The organism is Pantoea nemavictus, assembly GCF_037479095.1.
In the GTDB taxonomy this organism is placed as follows: domain Bacteria; phylum Pseudomonadota; class Gammaproteobacteria; order Enterobacterales; family Enterobacteriaceae; genus Pantoea; species Pantoea nemavictus.
Map to the genome: position 1 here is coordinate 3,775,494 of NZ_JBBGZW010000001.1, position 25,680 is coordinate 3,801,173.

The window sequence follows — 25,680 nt, forward strand, 5'->3', positions numbered from 1 at the left end:
ATGGCGTGATATCTCTAATTTATAAAACAGCGTTTCATTTTTGTGGTTAATCAGATGTGAGAAATGCGAGGTGCAGCACAGGGCAGGCAAAATGACAAAACGGCGTAAACGCAGCCATTTAATGCAGGAATTGTGGTCCTGAGGTTGAAAGAAATGGAATTCCTCACGCATACTGCCTGACTGAACTCAGGCTTAAGGAAATGCACCATGGCTGAAGAAACCATTTTCAGTAAAATCATCCGTCGCGAGATTCCCGCCGACGTGGTTTATCAGGACGAACTGGTCACCGCCTTCCGCGATATCGCGCCCAAAGCGCCTACCCATATTCTGATCATTCCTAACGTATTGATTCCTACCGCCAATGATGTGCAGGCTGCGCATGAGCAGGCGCTGGGCCGCATGATCACCGTGGCGGCAAAAATTGCCCGTGATGAAGGCATTGCAGAAGATGGCTATCGCCTGATCATGAACTGTAATAGTCATGGCGGTCAGGAGGTTTATCACATCCATATGCACCTGGTCGGCGGTCAGCCGCTGGGCCCGATGTTGGCCATCTAACTCAGGCGGATAATGTGATGCGTCAATGGCTGAGTGGCTTGCTGTTGCTGACCCTTGCGGGTTGCAGCAGCGATAAGCCGATGATTAATACTTCGCAGTCGCTGGTGATGGAGTCGGCGGTGCTGTCAGCAGGCATCATTACCGATGATCCAACGTTGACTGAACAAGATGGTCAGCAGCGTGCCATGAGCGTGTTGTACAACCAGCGTGAAACGCCGGTAAAAGTGCACTATCGTTTCTATTGGTACGACGACAAAGGATTGGAAATTACGCCAGAAGAGCCGGCACAGAGCCAAATCGTACCGGCGCATGGCAGCGTAGAAGTGGCCTCGCAAATGGGCAATCCGACCGCCAGTAAGGTGCGTCTCTATCTTTATCTTTGAGGAGTAAGCTGTGATTCGCAGTGTAAAACGTTCGGGCGCGCTGTTGTTTGCGCTAATGCTCACCGGTTGTGTGGTGCAACAACAGACGCCGGCACCGGTTGAACCGACGCAGCCAACCCCGCCAACCCAGCCGGTAGAACCGCCGACGCAGCCAGTGCCGCCGCCGCAAACCGTGCCACAGCCGCCAAAGCTGAAAACCATTAACTGGGATGCCAGCGTGCAGCCGCTGGTCGGCAAGATGGTGCAATCATCCGGTGTGAATCCAGGCAGCGTGCTGCTGGTGGACCGCATTAAAAACAGCACCAACGGATCGTTGCAGACCGACAAGGCCACCGACGCGATTCAGAACGCCCTGGCTAACAACGGTAAATTCACCCTGATCACCCCAGAACAGCTGGCGCAGGCCAAGCAGACGCTGGGCTTGTCGCCGGATGACAGTCTGAACTCGCGCAGCAAAGCGATTGGCCTGGCACGTAACGTCAACGCGCAGTATGTGCTGTACAGCAATGCGCAGGGCGATGTGAAAGCACCCACGCTGCAAATGCAGCTGATGTTGGTGCAGACCGGTGAAATCATCTGGTCAGGAAACGGTGTTGCTCAACCCTGATCCTCAGCTGCAAAACATGATTCAGCAACAATGGCCGACGGCGCAAGCTGCCGGTCATTTTTTCGCGCAGCCGGGACTGAGCGGACAAAGCGTGCGCGTGCAAACCGAGCAGGGCGAGCTGCTGGCGCGTCGTGCGCCGCCGCAGCCGATTCCGTTTGTCGATCGCCAACGCGAATACCGTGTGCTGCGCCAGCTGCGTCATGCGCAACTGGGGCCGCAGCCGTTGGCGTGGCACGATCCGTGGCTGCTACAGAGCTGGTTACCGGGCGAGGTGCTCACGCCCGCGCAGTTTAATGCGCAGCGCGAGGCCATTCTGGCGCTGCTGCAGCGTCTGCATCAACAGCCGCTCACCGGCTACCGTTTACGTTTAGCGCCGCTGCTGCAGCGTTACTGGCAGCTCTGTCGTCAGCGTCACTGGCGCTGGCAGCGTCGGCTGCAACGCTTATTACAGCAGGGCGAGCCGCAGCCGCTGCGCCTTGCGCCTCTGCATATGGACGTGCATGCCGGCAACCTGGTCGCCACACCCACGGGTTTACGCCTGATCGACTGGGAATATGCCGCCGACGGCGATGTGGCGCTGGAACTGGCGGCAGTTTGCGCGGTTGATGGTGATATGCGCCCGGCGTGGATTGCCGGTTACGCCGCGCACGCGCAGCTTGATGAGCGGGCACTGGCGCGCCAGATGCAGCGCTGGCAGCCGTGGCTGCAACTGCTGATGGCCAGCTGGTACCAGCTGCGGGCCGAGCAGAGTCAGGATGAAACATTACAACAGCTGGCGCAGGCCAGCTGGCATGACCTTTAACCTAGGATTTTAATCATGACCATGAACACGCCTGGACCGCTGATGCTTGACGTCGAGAGCTATGAGCTTGATGCCGAAGAGCGCGACATTCTGCAGCATCCGCTGGTGGGCGGGCTGATTCTGTTTGCCCGTAACTTCCATGATGTTGCGCAGCTGGCAGAGCTGGTGCGCCAGATTCGCGCCGCTTCGCGTAATCGGCTGGTGGTCGCCGTGGATCAGGAAGGGGGCCGCGTGCAGCGCTTCCGCGACGGCTTTACCCAATTGCCAGCGATGCAATCTTTTGCTGCGCTGCACGATCTCAGCAGTGCCGGTGAACTGGCGCAGCAAGCCGGCTGGCAGATGGCGGCGGAGATGATCGCCATGGACATCGACATCAGCTTCGCCCCGGTGCTGGATATTGGTCATATCAGCGCGGCAATCGGCGATCGTTCATTCCATGCAGATCCGGCGATTGCGCTGCAGATCGCGCGTCGTTTTATCAACGGCATGCATGAAGCCGGCATGAAAACCACCGGCAAACACTTCCCCGGTCACGGCGCGGTCAGCGCGGACTCACATAAAGAGACGCCGCGCGATCCGCGCGATGCCGCCACGCTGCGCCAGCATGACATGGCAATCTTTAAGCAGTTGATTGACGAACAGCTCCTCGATGCGGTGATGCCGGCGCACGTTATCTATACTGAGGTGGATCCGCTTCCTGCCAGCGGTTCGCCCTACTGGCTGCAAACCGTGCTGCGTAAAGAGCTCAGCTTCAACGGCGTGATCTTCTCCGATGATTTGTCGATGGAAGGCGCGGCGGTGATGGGCAGCTATGCCGAACGCGCGCAGCAGTCGCTGAATGCCGGTTGCGATATGATCCTGGTGTGCAATCAGCGAGCAGGCGCAGTAAGCGTGTTGGATAACTTGACGCCGATCGGGGCAGAGCGCGTGACGCAGTTATACCATCAGGGCCGTATGACCCGTCAAAGCCTGCTGGCAAGCGAGCGCTGGCGGCAGAATCAGCGTCAACTCAGCGCGTTGCAACAGCGCTGGCTGGCGCATAAAGCTTCGGTCAGCTAAGCGTCGCTGCCCGGATCTCACTTCACGCTGAGGAAAATCATGATCATCTATTTGCACGGTTTTGATTCCAACAGTCCGGGCAACCATGAAAAGGTGCTGCAGCTGCAGTTCATTGACCCGGACGTCAGATTAGTCAGTTACAGCACCCGTCATCCCAAACATGATATGCAGTTTCTGCTGAAAGAGTGCGATAAGTTGCTGCAACAGGGCGACGATGCGCATCCGCTGATTTGCGGGGTTGGCCTCGGCGGTTATTGGGCCGAGCGTATTGGTTTTCTTTGCGGCATGCGTCAGGCGATTTTCAATCCCAATCTTTTTCCCTTCGAAAACATGGAAGGCAAAATAGATCGGCCGGAAGAGTATCTCGATATTGCCACCAAATGCGTCAGCGATTTCCGCGCAACGAATCGCAACCGCTGTCTGACCATTTTGTCGCGCAATGATGAAGCGCTGGATAATCAGCGCAGCGCGGCACAGCTGCAGCCGTTCTATGAAATCATCTGGGATGACGAGGCCAGCCATAAATTTAAAAATATTGCGCCGCATTTACAGCGCATCAAAGCCTTTAAACTCCTCGCCTGACCTCCCGTGCGCCGTGTGATGCGGCGCATAAAATGTGTAACATTCTGATAATGCTGTTGAAAGATTGATCCACATCAATTTTCTTATGTTATGTCTCCGACGCCGTGATATTCTGCCCCTAGCTCGCGATTTAACGTCGCCAACCCTATGTTTATTAAGGTTTTTATTAACCATTAATTAACTATTGGTTTACAACTTTGAGGGGGTCTTTGTTGACTACATCTATGGAAAAAATCGTTATCATCGGCGGTGGTGCTGGAGGCTTAGAACTGGCCACGCAGCTGGGTCACAAGCTGGGACGCAAGAAAAAAGCCGAGATCATTCTGGTCGATCGTAACCACAGCCACCTGTGGAAACCGTTGCTGCATGAAGTGGCGACCGGTTCGATGGACGAAGGTATCGATGCGCTGAGCTATCTGGCGCACGCGCGCAATCACGGCTTCCAGTTCCAGCTGGGATCGCTGACGCAAATCAACCGTGAGAATAAAACCCTTGAGCTGGCCGAAATCCGCGATGCCGAAGGTGCGCTGTTAGTGCCGCAGCGTGAGCTGGCTTACGATCGCCTGGTCATTGCGCTCGGCAGCACCTCAAACGACTTCGGCACGCCGGGCGTAAAAGATCACTGCATCTTCCTCGATAACCCGCATCAGGCGCGCCGTTTCCACAACGAAATGCTTAACTTGTTCCTGCGTTTCTCGGCCAGCGAAGGCAGCCTGGAAAAAGTGAACATTGCCATCGTCGGCGGCGGCGCTACCGGCGTGGAGCTCTCCGCTGAGCTGTATAACGCGGTGAAACAGCTTCACAGCTACGGCTACAAAGGTCTGGACAGCTCTTCGCTCAACGTCACGCTGGTGGAAGCCGGTGAACGTATTTTGCCTGCGCTGCCACCGCGTATCTCTGCTGCGGCGCATCAGGAGCTGACCAAGCTTGGCGTGCGCGTGTTGACGCAAACCATGGTCACCAGCGCCACGGAAAACGGCTTGAATACCAAAGGCGGCGAATTTATTGATGCCGATCTGATGGTGTGGGCGGCGGGGATTAAAGCGCCAGATTTCCTGAAGGAGATTGGCGGGCTGGAAACCAACCGCATTAATCAGCTGGTGGTGAAAGAGACGCTGCAAACCACGCTGGATGATGATATCTACGCCATTGGCGACTGTGCATCCTGCGCGCTGCCGGGTGGCGGATTTGTACCGCCGCGCGCGCAGTCAGCGCATCAGATGGCTTCCCGCGCGCTGGAAAACATTCTCGCGCAGCGTAAAGACAAGCCGCTGAAAGCCTACGTTTATAAAGATCATGGTTCTCTGGTATCGCTGTCGCGCTTCAGCACCGTGGGAAGTTTGATGGGTAACCTGATGCGCGGTTCAATGATGGTAGAAGGGCGTATTGCACGTTTTGTCTACATCTCTCTATATCGTATGCACCAGATTGCGCTCCACGGATACTTCAAGACCGGGCTGATGATGTTGGTTGGCAGTCTTAACCGCGTACTGCGTCCGCGCCTCAAGCTGCACTAATGATTTTCGGGCGGTGCAATCCCGCTCCAAGCCACACCCGCTGCCGTAACCTGCTGAAAAACACCCGTTCAGCTTAAGGTTACGGCGCTATTACACCCGCTCTCAGAACTCTCCTAAAAGCTGGCCCTGGTGGGTTTCCGCTGCGTTTCCTCCATTAATCTGATGTTGCAATTACGGTCCATCTGTAAAACTTATTACCAACAAACACGGCGCGGCGCGCACGCCGGTTATGCCTCGGCTACCAGGATTTCGTAGCGGCAGGAATGCGCGGTAACAACCTTCAGGAGGACATTCCTGTGAATAAATCAATGTTAGCGGGTATCGGTATCGGCGTAGCAGCAGCGTTAGGTGTTGCCGCAGTCGCCAGCATGGATGTTTTCGATCGCGGCCCGCAGTTTGCACAAGTTCTGTCGGCGACGCCGATCAAAGAGAGCATCAAACAGCCGCGACAGGAGTGTCGCAACGTGACCTTAACCCATCGCCGAGCGGTACAGGATGAGAATCGTATCGCCGGTTCAGTATTGGGTGCGGTAGCGGGTGGCGTGTTGGGCCACCAGTTTGGCGGCGGACGCGGTCGCGATGTGGCGACGGTAGCTGGCGCGCTGGCCGGAGGTTACGGCGGTAATCAGGTGCAGGGTGCGCTGCAGGATCGTGATACTTACACCACCAACGAGCAACGTTGCAAAACGGTATACGATAAACAGGAAAAAATGCTGGGTTATGACGTGACCTATAAAATAGGCGACCAGCAGGGCAAGATCCGCATGGAGAATGACCCTGGCACCCGCATTCCGCTCGACCGCAACGGTCAGCTGATCCTGAATTCGAATCAGGCCTAATTGGGCAAAGCTACATCACAGCAGCAGTAACGAAAAAAGCGCCGTAAGGCGCTTTTTTTGTATATGAGATCCTCAACTCGCACGGATTCGTAGCGGCGCAATTTATTGCGCCTTATCAATGGCGCACGGAGTCAAAGGCGCGCGATGAATCGCGCCGCTACGATTCCGTGCGGATATCCACTAAACCCGGTTCTTCGCCAGCTCGCTAACAAAACTCTGCACCCACTCCATACGGACTTTCCGGTCCGCCATTTCACGGGTGAATTTCAGACGGGTTGGCCCATCCAGTTTCCACTGCTGCGGATCTTTCTGCAGCAGGCCAATCAGCCAGCCTGGATCGACGTGGTTCTGCGGCGCGAACTCGAAGAAGCCGCCTTTATCGCTGGCTTCAATCTTACGAATCCCCAACTCGCGCGCCACTAAACGCAACCCGGCGATGTCCAGCAGATTACGCGCCGCATCCGGCAGTTTGCCAAAGCGATCGATCATCTCCACCTTCAACTCAGCCAAATCCTGCTCATCCGCAGCGCTGGCTACGCGTTTGTACAGCGACAAACGGGTATTCACATCGGGGATAAAATCATCCGGCAGCAGGGCGGGCATGCGCAGTTCGATTTCAGTTTGATTGCTGGTGAGATCTTCCAGTGACGGCTCGCGACCCGCTTTCAATGCATCAACCGCGTTCTCCAGCAGCTCCATATACAGCGTGAAACCGATGGTTTCCATCTGTCCGCTCTGATCTTCGCCAAGCAGTTCACCGGCACCGCGAATCTCCAGATCGTGCGTTGCCAGCGCGAAACCGGCACCTAAATCTTCCAGCGAAGCGATGGCCTCGAGGCGTTTCTGTGCATCGGTAGTCATCGCTTTCGGATGCGGCGTCAGCAGCCACGCATACGCCTGATGATGCGAACGGCCCACGCGGCCGCGTAGCTGATGCAGCTGCGCCAAACCAAAGTGGTCGGCGCGCTCGATGATGATGGTATTCGCGCTGGGCACATCGATGCCGGTTTCGATGATGGTGGTACACACCAGCACGTTAAAGCGCTGATGGTGGAAATCGTTCATCACCCGCTCCAGATCGCGCTCGCGCATCTGGCCGTGACCAATGGCGATACGCGCTTCCGGCACCAGTTCTGCCAGCCGCTGCGCCGCTTTCTCGATGTTCTCCACGTCATTGTAGAGATAGTAAACCTGGCCACCGCGCAGCACTTCACGCAGGATCGCCTCGCGCACCACCAGGCTGTCGTACTCGCGCACAAAGGTTTTCACCGCCATACGTCGTGCCGGTGGCGTGGCAATAATCGACAGATCGCGCATGCCGCTCATCGCCATATTCAGCGTACGTGGAATTGGCGTAGCGGTGAGCGTCAGGATATCCACATCGGCGCGCATCGCCTTGATACGCTCTTTGTGACGCACGCCAAAGCGGTGCTCTTCATCGACGATCAGCAGGCCGAGATCGTGCCATTTCAGATCGTTCGACAGCAGCTTGTGCGTACCTATCAGAATATCGACTTTGCCTTCGCGTGCCTGTTCCAGCACCTGACTTTGCTCTTTCGCGGTACGGAAACGCGACAGCATCTCAATGCGCACCGGCCAGTTGGCGAAACGATCGCGGAAGTTGTCGTAATGTTGCTGCGCCAGCAACGTGGTCGGCACCAGCACCGCAACCTGTTTGGCATTTTCGACCGCGAGGAACGCGGCGCGCATCGCCACTTCGGTTTTACCAAAGCCTACGTCGCCGCACACCAGGCGATCCATCGCCAGCGGCTGGCACATGTCGCTCAGTACGGCATTGATCGCCTGGCCCTGATCCGGCGTAGTTTCAAACGGGAAGCCTTCACAGAACAGCTGATACTGATCGCGATCGTGCTTAAAGGCGAAGCCGGTCTTGGCGGCGCGCTGGGCGTAGATATCCAGCAGCTCTGCCGCCACGTCGCGTACTTTCTCGGCGGCTTTCTGCCGCGCGCGTGACCAGGCATCACTGCCGAGTTTATGCAGCGGCGCATTCTCATCCGCGCCACCGGCATAGCGGCTGATTAAATGCAGCGACGAAACCGGCACGTACAGTTTGGCATCGCCGGCATAGGAGAGCATCAAGTATTCCGCCACAATGCCGCCGGCTTCCAGCGTGGTCAGGCCGATATAGCGCCCAACGCCGTGCTCCAGATGCACCACCGGCTGGCCGGGATGCAGCTCGGCGAGGTTGCGGATCAATACGTCTGGATTGATGGTGCGGCGATTATCCTGGCGGCGGCGACTGACGCGCTCGCCGAGCAGGTCGCTTTCGCAGATCAACGCCAGCTGGCGCTGGGTATCGATAAAGCCACGCTCGCTGGCGCCGATCATCAGGCTGTACGGCTGATCGACGGCTTGATCGAAGTGATCGATAGCGTGCGGACGTAGTTTGATGCGCGTCAGCAGCTCTTGCAGGCTTTCACGGCGGCCTTCGCTCTCAACCGAAAAAATCACCTGCCCGCTGAACTGCTCCAGGAACTGACGCAGCAGATCAAGCGGTGCTTTGGCCTGCGCCTGCACGGTTAATTCCGGCAGCGGTTGATAACCGAGGTTGGTGTTTGCGGCTTTCTCCGGCAGCGTCTCGCTGCTCAGTTGCATGCGCGGCCAGGCTTTCAGTTCGCTGAGCAGCGCATCGGGGCGCAGCCACAGCGTGACCGGCTCCAGCAGCGGGCGCATTGGGTCGATGCGGCGATTCTCGAAGCGCGCATTGGCGTCAAGCCAGAAGCGCTCGGCGCTCGCCAGCAAATCGCCGCTGTTGAGCAGCAGCGTGTTGCCCGGCAGATAGCTGAACAGCGTCGGCAGCTCCTGCTCGAAAAATAGCGGCTGCCAGTATTCGATACCGGCGGGCAGCGTGCCTTTGCTCACCTGCTGATAGACGTGTTCCGGCTCGCGGCGCACGTCAAAGGTTTCACGCCAGCGGCTGCGGAACAGCTCGATGGCGGCTTTATCGGTCGGGAACTCATGTGCGGGCAGCAGGTTGATGGCGTTGACCGCTTCCAGCGTGCGCTGGGTATCGACATCAAACAGGCGCAGGCTATCAATTTCGTCATCAAAGAAGTCGATGCGATAGGGCTGATCGCTGCCCATCGGGAAGAGATCGAGCAGCGCGCCGCGCGTGGCGTATTCGCCATGCTCCATCACCTGATCGACATGGCGATAGCCGGCCTGCTCCAGCTGATCGCGCAGCGCATCGCGCGACAGTTTTTGCCCCTGCTGCATCACCAGCGCATGACCGTGCAGGAAGCTGTGCGGACAGACGCGCTGCATCAGCGTGTTGACCGGCATAATCAGCATGCCGCGCGTTAAGTTCGGCAGTTGATACAGCGTGGAGAGACGAGCGGAGATAATGTCCTGATGCGGTGAGAAGCTGTCGTAGGGCAGCGTTTCCCAGTCAGCGAGATTGGTGACCGGCAGATCGGTGAACTGGCGAATCTCCTCCTGCAGCCGCAGGGCAGATTGCATATCCGGGGTAATCATCAACACCGGACCGCTGTGGCGTTCGGTGATGCTGGCACACTCAAGCGCTTGTGCAGCGCCGACTAGCTGGCCGAGCTGGCGATGATCGCCGGCTTTGACTGGCAGGGTATAACGACTCTGTTCCGACATGGGATCTCGACATTCTCTCCTTGGATTACAGGGCGTCATCATTCCATAATCCGCCCTGAGGATCATCTGTCGTGGTGCGATTTCTCACACTCTGTCAGTTCTGCTACTTGGTGGATTGCTGTGTATAGTGCATACGGGGTCGATCGACATTGGCCCATGACAGCTCTTTTTCCAGATGATAGCTGTGGTTGCCGTCGTCCCACTTCACGTAATAACCGGTGGGCGAATCGCCCTGTTCGAAAACGTTCACAATCTCCCCTCTGATCTCGCCCGATTTATGTTTAACGATGCTGCCTTTAGGAAATTTCAACATAGTCTGTACTCCCGCGCCTGGCGCTTACTTCGGTACAACCGGTGCTTGATCTGGTGCTACATCATTGAGTTTACGCCAGCCTATGGCCAATAAACGTACAAATAACATCATTATTTTGTCGCAATTTTATGCATAAGCCTCCGCTGGGACGGTTTTTGACACAACTTTGCCGCAGACTCAGAGGGTTAGAGGTTTCATAAAGCAGGCACCTCCTTTATCATCCCACTACTTATTTTTAGGCAACTGCCAAGACGGATCTCATGTATCAACCAGTCGCGTTATTCATCGGTTTGCGCTACATGCGTGGACGTGCCTCAGACCGCTTTGGTCGCTTCGTCTCCTGGCTCTCTACCATCGGTATCACGCTCGGCGTGCTGGCGCTGGTCACCGTGTTATCGGTGATGAACGGCTTTGAGCGCGAGCTGGAAGGCAATATCCTTGGCCTGATGCCGCAGGCGCTGGTTACCAGCGAGAAAGGCAGTATCAATCCGCAACAACTTCCGGCGCAGGATCTCAAGCTGCAAGGCGTCACCCGCATGGCGCCGCTCACCACCGCTGATGTGGTGCTGCAGAGCGCACGCAACGTCTCGGTTGGCGTGATGCTGGGCATCAATCCCGATGAACAGGATCCGCTGACACCGTTCCTCGTTAACACCCAACAAAGCGTGCTGCAAGCGGGGCAATATAACGTCATCCTCGGTGAACAGCTGGCTGCACAGCTGGGTGTCAAGCGTGGCGATCAGCTGCGTTTGATGGTGCCGTCGGTCAGCCAGTTCACGCCGGTCGGGCGCTTGCCCAGTCAGCGTATTTTCACCGTGGCAGGGACCTACGCGGCGAACAGCGAAGTTGACGGCTACCAGATTCTGGTCAATCAGCAGGATGCGTCACGCGTGATGCGCTATCCGCTCGGCAACGTTACCGGCTGGCGTCTGTGGCTGGATAAGCCGCTGAGCGTAGATGCACTCAGCCAGCAAACGTTGCCGCAAGGCCTGACGTGGAAAGACTGGCGCGAGCGCAAAGGCGATCTGTTCCAGGCGGTGCGCATGGAGAAAAACATGATGGGGCTGCTGCTGAGCCTGATCATCGCGGTGGCGGCTTTCAATATCATTACGTCGCTGGGCCTGCTGATCATGGAGAAGCAGGGCGAAGTGGCGATTCTGCAAACGCTGGGCCTCACCCGGCGCCAGATCGTGGCGGTATTTATGGTGCAGGGCGCCAGCGCCGGGATCATTGGCGCGCTGCTTGGCACCGTGCTCGGCGTACTGCTGGCCAGCCAGCTGAATAATTTAATGCCGGTGATCGGCCTGTTCCTGGATGGCGCGGCGCTGCCGGTCGACATCAACGTGTTGCAGGTGATCACCATTGCGCTGGTTTCGATGGCCGTTGCGCTGCTTTCTACCCTTTATCCGTCGTGGCGCGCTGCCGCCGTCCAACCCGCTGAGGCTTTACGTTATGAGTAATACTCCTTTGTTGCAGTGTCGTGACCTGTGCAAACGCTATCAGGAAGGCAGCGTGCAGACCGATGTGCTGCGCAATGTGGCTTTCAGCCTGCAGCCGGGTGAACTGACGGCGATTGTCGGCAGCTCCGGTTCAGGCAAAAGTACCTTATTGCACCTGCTGGGCGGTTTGGATGCGCCGACCTCGGGCGATGTGATTTTTGATGGCAAATCGCTGAATGCGATGTCATCCGCCGCGAAGGCGGAACTGCGCAACCGCGAGCTGGGCTTTATCTATCAGTTCCACCATTTGCTGCCGGATTTTAGCGCGCTGGAGAACGTGGCGATGCCGCTGCTGATTGGCAAAATCGGCAAGGCAGAAGCGGAATCCCGCGCGCGTGAAATGCTGGCGGCGGTGGGGCTGGATAAACGTGCTGCGCACCGGCCTTCTGAGCTGTCGGGCGGTGAACGTCAGCGCGTGGCGATTGCCCGCGCGCTGGTGAATCGTCCGCGTTTGGTGATGGCCGACGAGCCCACCGGTAATCTTGATGCGCGCAACGCGGATGCGATTTTTGAACTGCTGGGCGAGTTGAACGTCAAGCAGGGCACCGCCTTCCTGGTGGTGACGCACGATCTGCAACTGGCGAAACGCCTGAGTCGCCAGATGGAGATGCGCGATGGCGAGCTGAGCGACCAACTGACGCTGGGAGTGATCTGATGGGTTCATCCTTATCCCTGCTGCTCGGGCTGCGTTTTAGTCGCGGTAGGCGGCGTGGTGGCATGGTCTCGCTGATCTCCATCATCTCCACCGTTGGCATTGCGCTGGGCGTGGCGGTGCTGATCATCGGCCTGAGCGCCATGAACGGTTTCGAGCGTGAGCTGAACAACCGCATTCTGGCGGTGGTGCCGCACGGTGAAATCGAACCGGTTAATCAGCCGTTCCGTCACTGGCAGCCGATGATCGCGCCAATTGAAAAGGTTTCGGGCATTGCCGCTGCGGCGCCCTATATTAACTTTACCGGGCTGATTGAGAGCGGCGCGAAGCTGCAGGCGCTGCAGGTGAAAGGCGTCGATCCGCAGCAGGAGTCACGGCTGAGCGCCTTGCCGAGCTTCGTCGCCGGTAACGCCTGGGCACAGTTCGCGGCCGGTAAGCAACAGATCATACTCGGTGGCGGTATCGCCAAATCGCTTAACGTCAAACAGGGCGATTGGATCACCATCATGATCCCCAATAACGATGGCGATAATAAGCTGCTGCAGCCGAAACGCATTCGTCTGCAGGTCAGCGGCGTGCTGCAGCTCAGCGGTATGCTGGATCACAGCCTGGCGCTGGTGCCGCTGGCCGATGCGCAGAAATATCTGGATATGGGCGACAGCGTCAGCGGCATTGCGTTGAAGATGAATGACCCGTTCCAGGCGCAAAAGCTGGTACGCGACGCCGGTGAAGTGACGCATTCATACGTCTACATCAAGAGCTGGATTGGTACGTACGGCTATATGTACCGTGACATCCAGATGATTCGCGCCATTATGTATTTAGCCATGGTGCTGGTGATTGGCGTGGCCTGCTTTAACATCGTCTCAACGCTGGTGATGGCTGTGAAAGACAAGAGCAGCGATATCGCCGTGCTGCGCACGTTGGGCGCCAAAGATGGCCTGATTCGCGCCATCTTTATCTGGTACGGTTTGCTGGCGGGTCTGCTCGGCAGCGTCAGCGGCGTGGTGGTCGGCGTGCTGGTGGCGCTCAATCTCACGCCGGTGATGCGGGTGTTTGAGCATCTTACCGGGCATCAGCTATTGGCGGGTGATATCTACTTTATTGATTTCCTGCCGTCCGAGCTGCACTGGATTGATGTGATTTCGGTATTGGGCACCGCGATTGTGCTGAGCCTGATTGCCAGCTGGTATCCGGCACGGCGCGCCAGCCGTATCGATCCGGCCCGCGTGCTGAGCGGGCAGTAAGATGGACCGCGCAGCCGCTTTAGCGGCTGCGCACATTTTCAGCGTCTGCCGCATGCAGCCGTCATACGCAGCCGCTATTATCGGGCAGATTAGCCCGAAAAATACCCGAAGCGCGGCGTTAAACGCCGCAGATTAAGGAGCTTTTATGCGCATACCGCGCCGCCGCCTACGACTCGCCCGCGACAAAAAAAACCGCCGCAAAGTGCATCAGCGCTTTCGCCAGCGCATCTTCGAGCGCGATCGCAAAGCTGAACTGGCTGCGCATCCGCAACCGCGCGTGGTGGTACTCACCGGTGCGGGTATCTCCGCCGAGTCCGGCATTCGCACCTTCCGTGCCGCCGATGGTTTGTGGGAAGAGCACCGGGTGGAAGATGTGGCTACGCCGGAAGGTTTTCAGCGCGATCCGGCGCTGGTGCAGGCGTTCTACAACGCGCGCCGTCAACAGCTGCAGCAGCCAGAGATTCAGCCTAATGCCGCGCACAAAGCGCTGGCGGAACTGGAGCAGGTACTGGGCGATAACTTCCTGCTGGTAACACAGAACATCGACAATCTGCATGAACGCGCCGGCAGCCAGCGCGTGCTGCATATGCACGGTGAATTGCTGAAAGTGCGCTGTGTGAACAGTGGACAAGTGCTGGACTGGACAGAAGATTTAACCCCGGACGATCGCTGCACCTGCTGCCAGTTCCCGGCAATGTTGCGTCCGCACATCGTGTGGTTTGGCGAAATGCCGCTGGGGATGGAGGAGATTTACCAGGCGATTGAGCAGGCAAACCTGTTTATTGCCATCGGCACCTCGGGTCATGTTTATCCGGCCGCCGGTTTTGTTCATGAAGCGAAACTGCAGGGCGCGCATACCGTGGAGCTGAACCTGGAGTCGAGCCAGGTGGGCAATGAGTTTGCCGAGCGTCATTACGGTTTAGCCAGTGAAGTGGTTCCGGAGTTTGTGCACACGTTCTTGCGTGGGTTGTATAAATAGTTGTGCGCGCTTTCCCTCATCCCTACCTTCTCCCGCAAGCGGGAGAAGGAGCTAAAAACAACCCTCTCCCGCTTGCGGACATGGAACTTTTTAGAACCCTCTCCCGCTTGCGGGAGAGGGCAGGGTGAGGGAAAACGCGCAGAGGACTAACGTCCCGCCTTCAACTTCTGAAACAGCGTCTCATACTGCACGCTGGCATCACCCACATCGTTCTGCCACTCGCCGTTTTTGATCACCGCCTCAGAAGGATAAAGCGAAGGATCATTCGCCACTGCCTGCGGCAGTAGCTTCTTCGCTGCCAGATTTGGCGTTGGATAACCAATGGTTTCCGCCACCTGCGCTGCCACTTCCGGACGCAACAGGAAGTTAATCAGTTTCAACGCACCTGCGCGGTTTTTCGCGTTAGCCGGAATCGCCAGATTATCCATCCAGAAAATTCCGCCTTCCTGCGGCCAGATAATCTGCAGCGGCGTGCCGGCCTGGCGCGCCACGTACGCCGAGCCGTTCCAGATCATGCCAACGTTCACTTCGCCTTCCATAAACGGATTGCCTGGATTGTCTGAGTTAAACGCCAGCACGTTCGGCATCAGCTTTTTTAACTCTTCATAAGCGGCTTCGATCTGCTTTGGATCGCGGGTGTTGCCCGAATAGCCGAGCTTACGCAGCGCCATCTGGAACACTTCGCGCGCGTCGTCGGTCAGCAGCAGGCTCTGCTTGTACTGCGGCTGCCATAAATCAGCCCAGCGGGTGATGCTTTTGGCATCCACTTCATCGGTGTTGACCCCAATTGCGGTCGCGCCCCAGATATAGGGGATCGAATAGTCATTGTTGGGATCGAACGGTTTGTTCAGCAGGTTAGGATCGAGATTCTTAAAGTTGCTGAGCTGGGATTTATCAATCTTCTGCAGCATGCCTTCATTACGCATTTTGGCAACGAAGTAAGTCGAAGGCACCACCAAATCGTAGGCGCCATCTTTCCAGGTCTTCAGCTTGGCATACATGCTCTCATTGGACTCGTAAGTGGAATAAATCACCTTGATGCCGGTCTCTTTAGTGAACTGCTCCAGCAGCCCCGGCGGCACGTATTCTGTCCAGTTATAGAAATAGAGCGTTTTGCCGTCATCCGCCTGCGCGCTCTGCATGCCCAGTGCCAGCGCCCCAGCCGCCAGCCAGTGAGACCACTTTTTCATCGATTATCCTCTATTTAGTTTTATCTCGGAGCAACAGCTGACTGAGCGCCACCAACAGCAGCGACAGCAGCAGCAAAATCGTCGCCAGCGCATTCACTTCGGGTGACACGCCAACTTTGACCATCGAATAAATTTTTAACGGTAAGATTTCAAAACTCGGGCCAGTGACAAATGACGAAACCACCACGTCGTCCATTGACAGGGTAAAGCTCAGCAACCAGCCCGCCGCGACAGCGGGCAGCGCCAGCGGCAGCAGAATTTTGCGCAAAATGGTGACTTCGCTGGCGCCAAGATCTTTAGCGGCTTCCAGCATGCGCACATCAAAACCTTTCAGGCGCGAATAGACGGTGATCACCACAAACGGCAGGCAAAAGGTGATGTGTGAGAACAGCAGCGACCAGAAACCAAGCGAAATGCCCAACAGCATAAACAGCACCAGCAGCGAAATGGCCATCACAATATCGGGCGACATCATCACCACAAACAGCATGCCGCTGACGAAGGGTTTACCGCGAAAACGATAGCGATAGAGTGCAACCGCGGTCAGCGAGCCGATAATTGTGGCACAACTGGCCGACAGCACGCCCATGATCAGCGAATGCTGCGCCGCCTGAATCAAGCTGTCGTTATTCATCAACAGGCGATACCACTGGGTACTGAAACCCTGCCAGTTGATGCCAAAGCGCGAGCTGTTGAAGGAATTGACGATCAGAATGATGATCGGGATGTAAAACCAGGCGTAAATCACGGCCATAAAGCCGCCGCGTAACCAGCGCACCATCATTGCAGCTCCACCTTGCTGTTCAGCATACGCGCCGCGCGCCAGTAGGCCAGCAGCATCAAGCCCATCAGCAGCGTCATCACAATACTGGTGGCCGCGCCAAACGGCCAGTCGCGGATATTCAGGAACTGACTTTTGATCACGTTGCCAATCAACAGGTTTTTCGCGCCGCCCAGCAAATCGGCAACAAAGAACAGGCCCATCGCCGGAATAAACACCAGCAGACAACCCGCAACAATGCCCGGCATGGTGAGCGGTAAAATAATGCGCAGAAAGGTTTTCACTTTATTGGCACCGAGATCGCGCGCCGCTTCGAGGCAGGATTTATCCAGTTTTTCCAGGCTGGAGTAGAGCGGCAGCACCATAAACGGCAGCAAAATGTAGATCAGCCCCAATATCACCGCTTCCGAGGTGTACATAATGCGAAAGGGTTTATCGATCACCCCGAGCCACAGCAAAAACTCATTGAGCCAGCCGCGCGTGCTGAGAAAGATTTTCAGCCCGTAGATGCGGATCAAGGAGTTGGTCCAGAACGGCACAATCAGCAGGAACAGCATCAGCGGACGCAGGCGCGCCGGTAGTTTAGTCAGACACCAGGCAAACGGGTAACCGAGCAGCAGGCAGCAGAGCGTGGCGATAAACGCCATGTTCAGCGAGTGCAGCAGCACATCGGCGTACAGCGGATCGAGCAGCCGCGTATAGTTATTCAGGGTGAAGGCCATGCTGACAAAATGCGCATCGTCGCGCGTCAGGAAGCTGGTGGCGAAGATCATCAGGTTGGGCAGCAGCACAAACAGCGTCAACCAACTGACGATAAGCAGCACAATCACTTTCTGTAGACGGTTACGCATCCGTTTCATACGGCAGCACCACCTCCCAGTTCGCTACCCAGCTGACGGCCATTTTCTGGTTCAGCGAGTGGTCAAAATCGGGATCGTCTTCATTAAAGAACTCGCTCACCGTCAGTAGCTTGCCGTTCTCCAGTTCAACGGTGGATTCCAGCGTCATGCCTTTGTAGTTGCGCTCACGGACGTAGCCGATCAGGTTATCGCTGCGGCTGTCATGATCGATCTCTTCCACGCGCAGATCTTCCGGACGCAGCAGCACATGCAGCTTATCGCCGGCGTTAACCGGGAAATCACACTGCAGCTCACATTCACGCCCTTCAACGCGCGCAAGGATAGTGGGCGCCTTTTCGCTATTCAGCACTTCGGCATCGAACACGTTGATCTCGCCAATAAAGCGCGCCACAAACAGGTTAGCCGGCTCTTCGTAAATCTCACGCGGCGTGCCGTCCTGCTCAATGCGGCCATCGCGCATCACGACGATGCGATCGGACATGGTCAGCGCTTCTTCCTGATCGTGGGTGACAAACACAAAGGTGATGCCAAGCTTGCGCTGCAACGCTTTCAGCTCGTTTTGCATCTGGCGACGCAGCTTATAATCCAGCGCCGAAAGCGACTCATCCAGCAGCAACACTTTCGGGCGATTCACCACCGCACGCGCAATCGCTACACGCTGTTGCTGCCCGCCGGAGAGCTGATGCGGACGCCGATCGGCAAAGCTCTCTAGCTGCACCATCGCCAGCGCGTCGTTGACACGTGTGGTGATCTCGGCGGCTGGGGTTTTCTGCATGCGCAGGCCAAAGGCGACGTTTTCAAATACCGACATGTGCGGAAACAGCGCATAACTCTGAAATACCGTATTGATGTGGCGATGTTCGGCTGGCAGATCGGTGATGTCATTATCATCAAGAATGATATGTCCGGAATCGGCATCTTCCAGTCCGGCAATCAGGCGTAAAATGGTGGTTTTACCGCAGCCGGACGGACCGAGCAGCGTGATGAATTCGCCGTGACGGATGGTCAGATCGAAGTCAGAGATGATGGTTTTGCCATCGAAAGCTTTACTGATGCCAGAAAGCGTAACCAGCGCGAGATCGCGTGTTTGCGTCATTTTAGTCACTCAGTCTGATGGTGAATCAGGTTACAGCATAGCCGCTGGTGCCAGCTTGCTGTGATGAAGGGCGCGATGATACCGCAAAAAAGCGTCAATGCCATGTTTTGCCACGGATTTACCTTGAAAACTCTGAAAAATGCCGGAGTATGCGTAACGGGCAAGTCGTACAGGCGACGGTGAGTGAATTTTCAGCGCATTTCACGCTGAGAGAGCTAACCTGAAGGATAATGATTTGACGCAACATGGGGGCTCCAGGCCACCATGATAATGACGCAGGTTCTTAAGAGGGATGACAGATGGATCAATTACTTGAGCGTTTTCTCAGTTATGTCGCAGTAGAAACTCAGTCAAAACCTCAGGCGCGACAGGTGCCAAGCAGTGAAGGGCAGTGGGCGCTGGCGCGTCAATTACAGGAAGAACTTATTGCGCTGGGCTTTGTTGATGTCTCTTTAAGCGACCATTGCTGCGTAATGGGCACCTTACCGGCGAATGTCGACTGGGCCACTCCGGTAATCGGCTTTATTTCGCATATGGACACGTCACCGGATTTTACCGCCAAAAACGTTAATCCGCAGATTATTGAAAACTATCGCGGGGGTGACATTGCGCTGGGTAACGGCGATGAAGTTCTGTCGCCGGTGATGTTCCCAATCCTGCATAAGCTGATTGGCCATACGCTGATTACCACCGACGGTAAAACCCTGCTCGGCGCCGATGACAAAGCCGGCATCGCCGAGATCATGACGGCGATGGCGCGTCTGGCGAACAGTGATATTCCGCACGGTGCAATTCGGGTGGCATTTACCCCCGATGAAGAGATTGGCCGTGGTGCGTCGCACTTTGACGTGGAAGGTTTTGCCGCCGATTGGGCCTACACCGTGGATGGCAGCGATCTCGGCGAGTTCGAATTCGAGAACTTTAACGCCGCCACGGCGATGGTCAAGATCACTGGCAATAACGTCCATCCGGGCAGCGCTAAAAATGTGATGGTCAATGCGCTGGATCTGGCGATGCGCTTCCACGCGGAGCTGCCAGCAAAAGAGAAGCCGCAGTATACCGATGGCTACGAAGGCTTTTTCCATCTGCACACCATCAAAGGCACGGTTGAGCATGCCGAACTGATGTATCTGATTCGTGATTTCGACGCGGATAGCTATGCCCAGCGCAAGCAGCTGCTGGAAGAGATTGGCCAGCGTGTGAGCCAGGGGCTGCAAAGCGAATGTTCAGTGAAGGTGGAGATCAGCGATAGCTATCGCAACATGCGTGAGAAAGTCGAACCGCATCCGCACATTATTGAGCTGGCGCTGCAGGCGATGCGCGATTGTGGCATTGAACCGAACGTTAAACCGATTCGCGGCGGTACCGATGGATCTGCGCTGTCATGGAAAGGGTTGCCATGTCCGAACCTGTTCACCGGCGGCTACAACTATCACGGCAAGCACGAGTTCGCCTCACTCAACGTGATGGCGCAGTCAGTAGAGGTGATTGTGCGGCTGGCTGAGTTGGCGGGGCAGAAAAAGTGACAGTAATCAGGTGCGCATAAATGCGCACCCTATAACATTTGAGGGTCGCCATTCATGGCGGCCGTAACACCAACTTACTCGCCGAAGAACCAATACCCACTATTAACCAGCGCCGCCAGCTGCGCCAGCATTGACGGATCGTCCAGCGCATCGCCAAAATCTTCCAGCGTCAGCACATGATTGTGCGCCAATGCCGCCAGCACCTGCGGATGGTTGCAGCTGATTGATTCACCGTTCACAAACACCGCATCACCGATGGTCAACACGCGCAGGCCGCCAAGACGCGTCAGCGCATCGCCTTGCTGCAATGCATCGTAAATTTCATCCGGCTGATAAGGCGGCTCCGGCGGAGCGACATCCAACTCATGACGCGACTGAGAAATAAACTCGCCAAACCATTGATTAAACTGCTCTGGCTGGTTGATCACATCCATCATCACTTTGCGGATGCCTTCCAGCTCCGACGGCAAAATTTGCGACGGGCAATCACGTGACGGCACGTCCGGATCGCTGTAGCGATAGCTGCCCAATTCGTTAGCCAGCATGTGATCGGCAAAACCGCTGATCAGCTCGCGACCGTTCGGTGCACGGAAGCCCACCGAATAGTTGATGGCGTTCTCCAGCGAATAGCCTTCGTGCGGGAATCCAGGCGGAATATAGAGAATATCGCCCGGCTCCATCTCCTCATCAATGATGGCGTCAAACGGTTCAACCTGCAGCAGATCTGGATGCGGGCAGTGCTGTTTCAACGGCACTTTTTCACCCACGCGCCAGCGGCGACGGCCGGTGCCCTGAATGATAAACACATCATATTGGTCGAAATGCGGGCCCACGCCGCCGCCCGGCACGGCGAAGGAGATCATCAGATCGTCAACGCGCCAGTCGGGCAGGAAACGGAACGGGCGCATCAGTGCAGCCGAAGGCTCATGCCAATGGTTGACTGCCTGCACCAGCAGCGACCAGTTGCTCTCACCGAGATGATCGTAGCTTTCAAACGGGCCGTGGCTAACTTGCCATTTGCCTTCGTTATGGCTAACCAGACGGCTATCCACCTCATTTTCCATTGCCAGACCGGCCAGCTCGTCAGGAGAAATAGGATCGACGAAGTTTTTAAAACCCCGTTTAAGCACCACCGGGCGTTTCTGCCAGTAGCGTTGAATAAAGTCGGGCCAGTTGATGTCGAGCTGATAGTCCATATGCGGAGTCCGTTTGCTGCAAAGAATGATGGCAAGTATAACAGCCCGCGTCCCTTTCTACTCGCGGTGATGCTCGACTTCCTGGCGCTGGAAAATCACTTCCATCCGCGCGCCGCCAAGCGGGCTGGTGGTGGCGATGACCTGACCGGCGTACTGTTCGAGGATATCGCGCACCACGGCCAAACCTAATCCCTGGCCGGGACGTAGCGTATCGGCGCGCTGACCGCGCACGAAGATCAGATCGCGTTTGCTTTCTGGAATGCCCGGGCCATCATCATCAATAAACAGATGCAGAGTTTTGTCGGTTTGGCGTGCGGTGACTTCAATAAACTCCAGGCAGTATTTGCAGGCGTTATCCAGCACGTTGCCGAGCACTTCCATAAAGTCATTTTTATCGCCGATAAAGGTCAGCTCGGGAGAGATATCCAGGGTGATCGCCACGCCTTTACGCTGATAAACCTTGTTGAGAGCCGAACACAGGCTGTCGAGCAGCGCCGAAACCGAATGCAAATCGCGCTGCAGCGGATTGTGATCGGCCTGCATGCTGGCGCGATGCAGATAATAGCCAATCTGCTGGGAGATGCGGCTGATCTGCTCCAGCATCACCGGTTCCGCCTGTTCCACGGTTAACTCTTTGCCGCTGCGTAACGAGCGTAGCGTACTCTGCAGCACCGCCAGCGGGGTTTTCAGGCTGTGCGTCACGTCCGACAGGGTGGTGCGATAGCGCGTATAGCGCTGGCGTTCGTTGGTCAGCAGCAGGTTGAGATTGCGTACCAAGCTGCGCAACTCCTGCGGCGGATTATCATCGAGATTCTCGCGTTGGCCGGTTTCCAGCTCGCGCACATGCGCGGTGAGATCGCCAATTGGTCGTAAACTCCAGTGCGCCGCCAGCCACAACAGCGGGATCACCAGCAGCAGGTTGGCGGCCAGCACATAGCTAAACCACGACCACACCACATCGGAATGCTGCAACTCCTGCGGAATTGAGTCGACAACCACGATGGTCAGCGCCGGCAGGTTGGTGGTGGCATCGTAACGATTGACCGCTACCGAGTGAGTAAAGGTATCGTTGCTGTCACTATCCAGCGCATGCAGCCGCTCTTTTGCCTGTGGATTGTTGCCCATCGCCGCCATGCTGGTGCGATTGCTGGTGTCGATTTCGTAAAAATCGGGCTTGAGCAGCCATTCGCGGCGAATCTTTTTGCGGATGTCCGGCACGTCACGCTGCTGCCACAGCAGTTTGCCGTGTTCATCGTAGATAAATACCAGCGTGGGGAAGTTGAGCGTCATGCGCTCTGGCTGGGCGATGGTGAGCTTGTCGTCTTGCCACTGCGCCAGCGTGAAGAACAGATTGCTTTCGCCGCGCATCACGCGGTAGGTATTTTTATCGAAGCTAACTACATAACCCACGACGGCAACCATGCCGTAGGAGAGCGATAAAAACAGGACGATCGCCGCCGTTGCCAGCAGGAAACGGGCGCGTAACGAGAAGGGGCGAAAGCGTTTTAACCACGTCATAAATCAGAGATCAAAGCGATAACCCTGGCCGCGCACGGTGTTAATCACTTCGGTCGGATAGAGCGAGAGAATTTTTTTACGCAGGCGACCCATCAACACATCAATGGTGTGACTCTCGCGCAGTTCCGCATCCGGATAGAGCTGCAGCATCAGTGAATCTTTGCTCACCACTTTACCCGCGTTGCGAATCAGCGTTTCAACGATGGTGTACTCGAAAGCGGTAAGTTTTACCGGTTGATCCTGCACCGTTAGCTCACGGCGTGACAGATCGACCTGGAACGGCGGCATGGAAATAATCTGTGACGCGTGGCCGCTGTTACGACGCATTAGCGCCTGCAGACGCGCCGCGACTTCTTCAATATGGAAAGGTTTAGTGACGTAGTCGTCGGCACCGGCTTCCAGCGCTTCGACTTTTGCCTGCCAGCCTTCGCGGGCGGTCAATACCAGAATCGGTTGACGTACGGCATCGGTGCGCCAGCGACGGATCAACGACATGCCATCTTCGTCGGGCAACCCCAGATCGACAAGGGCGATATCGGGCATGTGCTCCTGCAGGAAATAATCTGCTTCTTTGGCATCTTCTGCGGCATCGACCTGATGGCCCATTTCACGCAGCTGCACGGCGAGGTGATGGCGCAACAGCGCGTTATCTTCCACAACCAGAACACGCATAGTATTTCCTTAGCTTCCGACTCAATAATGATGGAGAAAAGTATATGCGAAGCCAGCTAAACAAGAGATCAACGTTTGTTAATAGAGGCGTGCCCAACATTGAACACGCCTGTTGTTGAGATTTACTGCAAATCATCAACCATCTGAATCGCACGGCCAAGGTAGTTGGCTGGCGTCATCTGCTTCAGACGCACTTTTTCCTCTTCCGGCAACGCAAGGCTATCGATGAACGCTTGCATGCCTGCGGCATCAACACGTTTACCGCGCGTCAGCTCTTTCAGCTTCTCGTACGGCTTCTCAATGCCGTAACGGCGCATCACGGTTTGAATTGGCTCGGCCAGTACTTCCCAGTTGTGATCCAGTTCATCCAGCAGACGATCGCGGTTCACTTCCAGCTTAGAGATGCCTTTCAGCGTCGCCTGATAAGCGATCAGCGCATAGCCGATGCCGACACCGAGATTACGCAGCACGGTAGAGTCAGTGAGGTCGCGCTGCCAGCGTGAAACCGGCAGTTTGCTGGCCAGATGCTGCATCATCGCGTTAGCCAGACCGAGGTTGCCTTCGGAGTTTTCGAAGTCAATCGGGTTCACTTTATGCGGCATGGTTGAAGAACCAATTTCACCGGCGATGGTTTTCTGTTTGAAGTGATTGAGCGCTACATAGCCCCAGATATCACGATCAAAGTCGATCAGAATGGTGTTGAAACGTGCGATGCAATCAAACAGCTCGGCGATGTAGTCGTGCGGCTCGATCTGCGTGGTGTACGGGTTCCAGGTGATGCCCAGTGAGGTGACAAACTGCTCGCTCAGCTGGTGCCAGTCCACTTCCGGATAAGCGGAGATGTGGGCATTGTAGTTGCCAACCGCGCCGTTAATTTTGCCGAGGACTTCAATCTTGCTGAGCTGACGCAGCTGGCGCTCCAGACGGTACGCCACGTTTGCCATCTCTTTGCCCATGGTTGACGGCGTTGCCGGCTGGCCGTGGGTACGCGACAGCAGCGGAATGTCACGATACTCGTGCGCCAACCCTTTTACGGCATCGATGAGCTGGTTCCAGAACGGCACGATCACCTCGCGACGTGCGGTTTCCAGCATCAGCGCGTGGGAGAGGTTATTGATATCTTCAGAGGTGCAGGCGAAGTGGATGAACTCAGACACCGCATGCAGCGCCGGAACATCGGCCACTTTCTCTTTGAGGAAATACTCCACGGCTTTTACGTCGTGGTTGGTGGTGCGCTCGATGGTTTTGATACGTGCAGCGTCTTCTTCGCTGAAATTGGCGACAATCGCATCAAGGAAAGCGTTTGCGTCGGCATCAAATGCAGGAACTTCCTTGATCTCTACAGTCGTAGCCAGTTTTTGTAACCAGCGAACCTCAACCTCAACGCGGAATTTCAGCAGACCGAATTCGCTGAAAATGGCGCGCAGTGGGCTGACTTTATCGCCGTAACGACCATCGACAGGTGAAACGGCGGTCAGAGAGGATAATTCCATCAGTGCAACTCCTGAATCGTTTAACAATGATGCCGGGGCGGCGCTTAATACGCCGGGCCCAGGCGGGATAAAATGGTTTTGGCTTCGCTCAGCAGACGCTGGCGCGAAAACATCAGCTGCAGACGGCCACCGCCAACCTGCTGCCATAACACCGCAGAGCGAATGCCGGCCAGCAGGGCGGCGCGCACTTTACTCTGCACTTGTGAATTCTGTAATACCTGCGGCGAACCGGTGACCTGAATGCGTGGGCCTAATGGGCTGATCACATCCACGTAAATCCCGGCCATGGCGCTGGTGATAGTGTCCGATTCCAGCTCGTAATGCGCCAGTTGGCGATCAAGCTGGCTAATGCGTTGTGCCAGCGTATTCATCGCGGTTTTATTACCGTGCAGCTTACGCTCCAGCACCATCATACTCAGGGTATAGCGCGTCAGTTCTGCGCTGGCGCCTTGGCGATTACTGCTGTTGAGCACCGCCATCAAGGTCTCTAATCCTGGCTGCAGGTTGGCTTCATCGTTGCCAAACACCGCCAGCGTCGAACCGGGATTGAGATCAATCAGGCTGCGCAGCGACACATTCAGGGCAGCATTATTGCACTGGCCCTGCTGCGCGAGTTGCTGCACCACATGGGCCGCCTGGCAGACACCCGCCAGCGCCAGCGTAATCTCATAATAGTTCTTAGCCACG

The 25,680-nt window shown here is 56.3% G+C and carries 24 protein-coding genes; 13 read left to right on the plus strand and 11 right to left on the minus strand.

Going from position 1 to position 25,680, the window contains the following annotated elements; genetic code table 11:
- Positions 1-207: 207 nt before the first annotated feature.
- The 8 genes from hinT (at position 208) to WH298_RS17410 (ending at position 6,347) form a co-directional block, all read left to right on the plus strand.
- Complete coding sequence (gene hinT, locus WH298_RS17375; protein WP_007885755.1) at positions 208-558, plus strand: purine nucleoside phosphoramidase; 351 nt, start codon at positions 208-210, stop codon at positions 556-558.
- Positions 559-575: 17 nt separating this feature from the next.
- Complete coding sequence (locus WH298_RS17380; RefSeq protein ID WP_007885751.1) at positions 576-941, plus strand: YcfL family putative periplasmic lipoprotein; 366 nt, start codon at positions 576-578, stop codon at positions 939-941.
- A 10-nt stretch (positions 942-951) separates the two neighbouring features.
- Positions 952-1,548 (plus strand): penicillin-binding protein activator LpoB, encoded by a 597-nt coding sequence (gene lpoB / locus WH298_RS17385; RefSeq protein ID WP_007885749.1) that lies wholly within the window; start codon positions 952-954, stop codon positions 1,546-1,548.
- Between the two features lie 16 nt (positions 1,549-1,564).
- The gene (thiK, locus tag WH298_RS17390; protein WP_422616034.1) at positions 1,565-2,350 is read left to right on the plus strand and encodes a thiamine kinase; all 786 of its coding nucleotides are present in this window, start codon (positions 1,565-1,567) and stop codon (positions 2,348-2,350) included.
- Between the two features lie 15 nt (positions 2,351-2,365).
- A complete protein-coding gene (gene nagZ / locus WH298_RS17395; RefSeq protein WP_180823426.1) occupies positions 2,366-3,409 on the plus strand; it encodes a beta-N-acetylhexosaminidase in 1,044 nt (347 codons plus the stop codon).
- Positions 3,410-3,448: 39 nt separating this feature from the next.
- Positions 3,449-3,991, plus strand: coding sequence for an alpha/beta hydrolase YcfP (gene ycfP, locus WH298_RS17400; RefSeq protein WP_007885741.1), 543 nt, complete (start codon positions 3,449-3,451; stop codon positions 3,989-3,991).
- Between the two features lie 212 nt (positions 3,992-4,203).
- On the plus strand, positions 4,204-5,508 hold the full coding sequence (locus tag WH298_RS17405) for an NAD(P)/FAD-dependent oxidoreductase (protein ID WP_085982480.1): 1,305 nt from the start codon (positions 4,204-4,206) through the stop codon (positions 5,506-5,508).
- A 296-nt stretch (positions 5,509-5,804) separates the two neighbouring features.
- Entirely contained in the window at positions 5,805-6,347 is a 543-nt protein-coding gene (locus WH298_RS17410; protein WP_007885735.1) for a glycine zipper 2TM domain-containing protein, read from the plus strand.
- A 180-nt stretch (positions 6,348-6,527) separates the two neighbouring features.
- Here the strand turns inward: WH298_RS17410 and mfd are convergent, their stop codons facing one another.
- Together mfd and WH298_RS17420 are read right to left on the minus strand one after the other, a co-directional pair.
- Complete coding sequence (mfd, locus tag WH298_RS17415; protein ID WP_180823427.1) at positions 6,528-9,971, minus strand: transcription-repair coupling factor; 3,444 nt, start codon at positions 9,969-9,971, stop codon at positions 6,528-6,530.
- 103 nt (positions 9,972-10,074) lie between these two features.
- Positions 10,075-10,284 carry a hypothetical protein gene (locus tag WH298_RS17420; RefSeq protein WP_007885732.1) on the minus strand — a complete coding sequence of 70 codons (210 nt, stop codon included), beginning with the start codon at positions 10,282-10,284 and terminating at the stop codon, positions 10,075-10,077.
- Between the two features lie 260 nt (positions 10,285-10,544).
- Between WH298_RS17420 and lolC the strand changes: the two genes are divergently transcribed.
- The 4 genes from lolC (at position 10,545) to cobB (ending at position 14,661) form a co-directional block, all read left to right on the plus strand.
- On the plus strand, positions 10,545-11,744 hold the full coding sequence (lolC, locus tag WH298_RS17425; RefSeq protein ID WP_007885731.1) for a lipoprotein-releasing ABC transporter permease subunit LolC: 1,200 nt from the start codon (positions 10,545-10,547) through the stop codon (positions 11,742-11,744).
- Entirely contained in the window at positions 11,737-12,438 is a 702-nt protein-coding gene (lolD, locus tag WH298_RS17430) for a lipoprotein-releasing ABC transporter ATP-binding protein LolD (RefSeq protein WP_007885730.1), read from the plus strand. The genes lolC and lolD overlap by 8 nt, the downstream gene beginning before the upstream one ends.
- On the plus strand, positions 12,438-13,682 hold the full coding sequence (gene lolE / locus WH298_RS17435; protein WP_180823428.1) for a lipoprotein-releasing ABC transporter permease subunit LolE: 1,245 nt from the start codon (positions 12,438-12,440) through the stop codon (positions 13,680-13,682). Before lolD ends, lolE begins: the two co-directional genes overlap by 1 nt.
- A gap of 145 nt (positions 13,683-13,827) precedes the next feature.
- Positions 13,828-14,661, plus strand: a complete 834-nt coding sequence (gene cobB, locus WH298_RS17440) for a Sir2 family NAD+-dependent deacetylase (protein ID WP_049851116.1) — start codon at positions 13,828-13,830, stop codon at positions 14,659-14,661.
- A gap of 146 nt (positions 14,662-14,807) precedes the next feature.
- Here the strand turns inward: cobB and potD are convergent, their stop codons facing one another.
- Genes potD through potA form a run of 4 tightly spaced genes read right to left on the minus strand, consistent with a single transcriptional unit; the run spans position 14,808 to position 18,588 of the window.
- A complete protein-coding gene (potD, locus tag WH298_RS17445) occupies positions 14,808-15,851 on the minus strand; it encodes a spermidine/putrescine ABC transporter substrate-binding protein PotD (RefSeq protein ID WP_007885725.1) in 1,044 nt (347 codons plus the stop codon).
- A gap of 10 nt (positions 15,852-15,861) precedes the next feature.
- Complete coding sequence (gene potC / locus WH298_RS17450) at positions 15,862-16,635, minus strand: spermidine/putrescine ABC transporter permease PotC (protein WP_180823429.1); 774 nt, start codon at positions 16,633-16,635, stop codon at positions 15,862-15,864.
- Complete coding sequence (potB, locus tag WH298_RS17455; protein WP_007885723.1) at positions 16,632-17,492, minus strand: spermidine/putrescine ABC transporter permease PotB; 861 nt, start codon at positions 17,490-17,492, stop codon at positions 16,632-16,634. The genes potC and potB overlap by 4 nt, the downstream gene beginning before the upstream one ends.
- A complete protein-coding gene (potA, locus tag WH298_RS17460) occupies positions 17,476-18,588 on the minus strand; it encodes a spermidine/putrescine ABC transporter ATP-binding protein PotA (RefSeq protein WP_007885722.1) in 1,113 nt (370 codons plus the stop codon). Before potA ends, potB begins: the two co-directional genes overlap by 17 nt.
- Positions 18,589-18,887: 299 nt before the next feature.
- Between potA and pepT the strand changes: the two genes are divergently transcribed.
- Positions 18,888-20,114: a peptidase T gene (pepT, locus tag WH298_RS17465; RefSeq protein ID WP_007885720.1), complete on the plus strand. Its 1,227-nt coding sequence runs from the start codon at positions 18,888-18,890 to the stop codon at positions 20,112-20,114.
- 74 nt (positions 20,115-20,188) lie between these two features.
- Here pepT and WH298_RS17470 read toward each other — a convergent pair whose 3' ends face one another.
- From WH298_RS17470 to hflD, 5 genes are all read right to left on the minus strand, one after another.
- Positions 20,189-21,310 carry a ribosomal protein uL16 3-hydroxylase gene (locus WH298_RS17470; RefSeq protein WP_007885716.1) on the minus strand — a complete coding sequence of 374 codons (1,122 nt, stop codon included), beginning with the start codon at positions 21,308-21,310 and terminating at the stop codon, positions 20,189-20,191.
- A 57-nt stretch (positions 21,311-21,367) separates the two neighbouring features.
- On the minus strand, positions 21,368-22,828 hold the full coding sequence (gene phoQ / locus WH298_RS17475; RefSeq protein ID WP_007885714.1) for a two-component system sensor histidine kinase PhoQ: 1,461 nt from the start codon (positions 22,826-22,828) through the stop codon (positions 21,368-21,370).
- 3 nt (positions 22,829-22,831) lie between these two features.
- On the minus strand, positions 22,832-23,500 hold the full coding sequence (gene phoP / locus WH298_RS17480; protein ID WP_007885713.1) for a two-component system response regulator PhoP: 669 nt from the start codon (positions 23,498-23,500) through the stop codon (positions 22,832-22,834).
- A 122-nt stretch (positions 23,501-23,622) separates the two neighbouring features.
- The gene (gene purB, locus WH298_RS17485) at positions 23,623-24,993 is read right to left on the minus strand and encodes an adenylosuccinate lyase (RefSeq protein WP_007885712.1); all 1,371 of its coding nucleotides are present in this window, start codon (positions 24,991-24,993) and stop codon (positions 23,623-23,625) included.
- A gap of 44 nt (positions 24,994-25,037) precedes the next feature.
- Positions 25,038-25,679: a high frequency lysogenization protein HflD gene (gene hflD / locus WH298_RS17490; protein ID WP_049851120.1), complete on the minus strand. Its 642-nt coding sequence runs from the start codon at positions 25,677-25,679 to the stop codon at positions 25,038-25,040.
- Position 25,680 lies beyond the last annotated feature (1 nt).

Bases quoted from the DNA above. Each gene is read 5' to 3' on its own strand.
- hinT (WP_007885755.1), top strand. From the start codon at position 208: ATGGCTGAAGAAACCATTTTCAGTAAAATCATCCGTCGCGAGATTCCC.
- WH298_RS17380 (WP_007885751.1), top strand. From the start codon at position 576: ATGCGTCAATGGCTGAGTGGCTTGCTGTTGCTGACCCTTGCGGGTTGC.
- thiK (WP_422616034.1), top strand. From the start codon at position 1,565: ATGATTCAGCAACAATGGCCGACGGCGCAAGCTGCCGGTCATTTTTTC.
- nagZ (WP_180823426.1), top strand. From the start codon at position 2,366: ATGACCATGAACACGCCTGGACCGCTGATGCTTGACGTCGAGAGCTAT.
- ycfP (WP_007885741.1), top strand. From the start codon at position 3,449: ATGATCATCTATTTGCACGGTTTTGATTCCAACAGTCCGGGCAACCAT.
- mfd (WP_180823427.1), bottom strand. From the start codon at position 9,971: ATGTCGGAACAGAGTCGTTATACCCTGCCAGTCAAAGCCGGCGATCAT.
- WH298_RS17420 (WP_007885732.1), bottom strand. From the start codon at position 10,284: ATGTTGAAATTTCCTAAAGGCAGCATCGTTAAACATAAATCGGGCGAG.
- lolC (WP_007885731.1), top strand. From the start codon at position 10,545: ATGTATCAACCAGTCGCGTTATTCATCGGTTTGCGCTACATGCGTGGA.
- lolD (WP_007885730.1), top strand. From the start codon at position 11,737: ATGAGTAATACTCCTTTGTTGCAGTGTCGTGACCTGTGCAAACGCTAT.
- lolE (WP_180823428.1), top strand. From the start codon at position 12,438: ATGGGTTCATCCTTATCCCTGCTGCTCGGGCTGCGTTTTAGTCGCGGT.
- cobB (WP_049851116.1), top strand. From the start codon at position 13,828: ATGCGCATACCGCGCCGCCGCCTACGACTCGCCCGCGACAAAAAAAAC.
- potD (WP_007885725.1), bottom strand. From the start codon at position 15,851: ATGAAAAAGTGGTCTCACTGGCTGGCGGCTGGGGCGCTGGCACTGGGC.
- potC (WP_180823429.1), bottom strand. From the start codon at position 16,635: ATGATGGTGCGCTGGTTACGCGGCGGCTTTATGGCCGTGATTTACGCC.
- potB (WP_007885723.1), bottom strand. From the start codon at position 17,492: ATGAAACGGATGCGTAACCGTCTACAGAAAGTGATTGTGCTGCTTATC.
- potA (WP_007885722.1), bottom strand. From the start codon at position 18,588: ATGACGCAAACACGCGATCTCGCGCTGGTTACGCTTTCTGGCATCAGT.
- pepT (WP_007885720.1), top strand. From the start codon at position 18,888: ATGGATCAATTACTTGAGCGTTTTCTCAGTTATGTCGCAGTAGAAACT.
- WH298_RS17470 (WP_007885716.1), bottom strand. From the start codon at position 21,310: ATGGACTATCAGCTCGACATCAACTGGCCCGACTTTATTCAACGCTAC.
- phoQ (WP_007885714.1), bottom strand. From the start codon at position 22,828: ATGACGTGGTTAAAACGCTTTCGCCCCTTCTCGTTACGCGCCCGTTTC.
- phoP (WP_007885713.1), bottom strand. From the start codon at position 23,500: ATGCGTGTTCTGGTTGTGGAAGATAACGCGCTGTTGCGCCATCACCTC.
- purB (WP_007885712.1), bottom strand. From the start codon at position 24,993: ATGGAATTATCCTCTCTGACCGCCGTTTCACCTGTCGATGGTCGTTAC.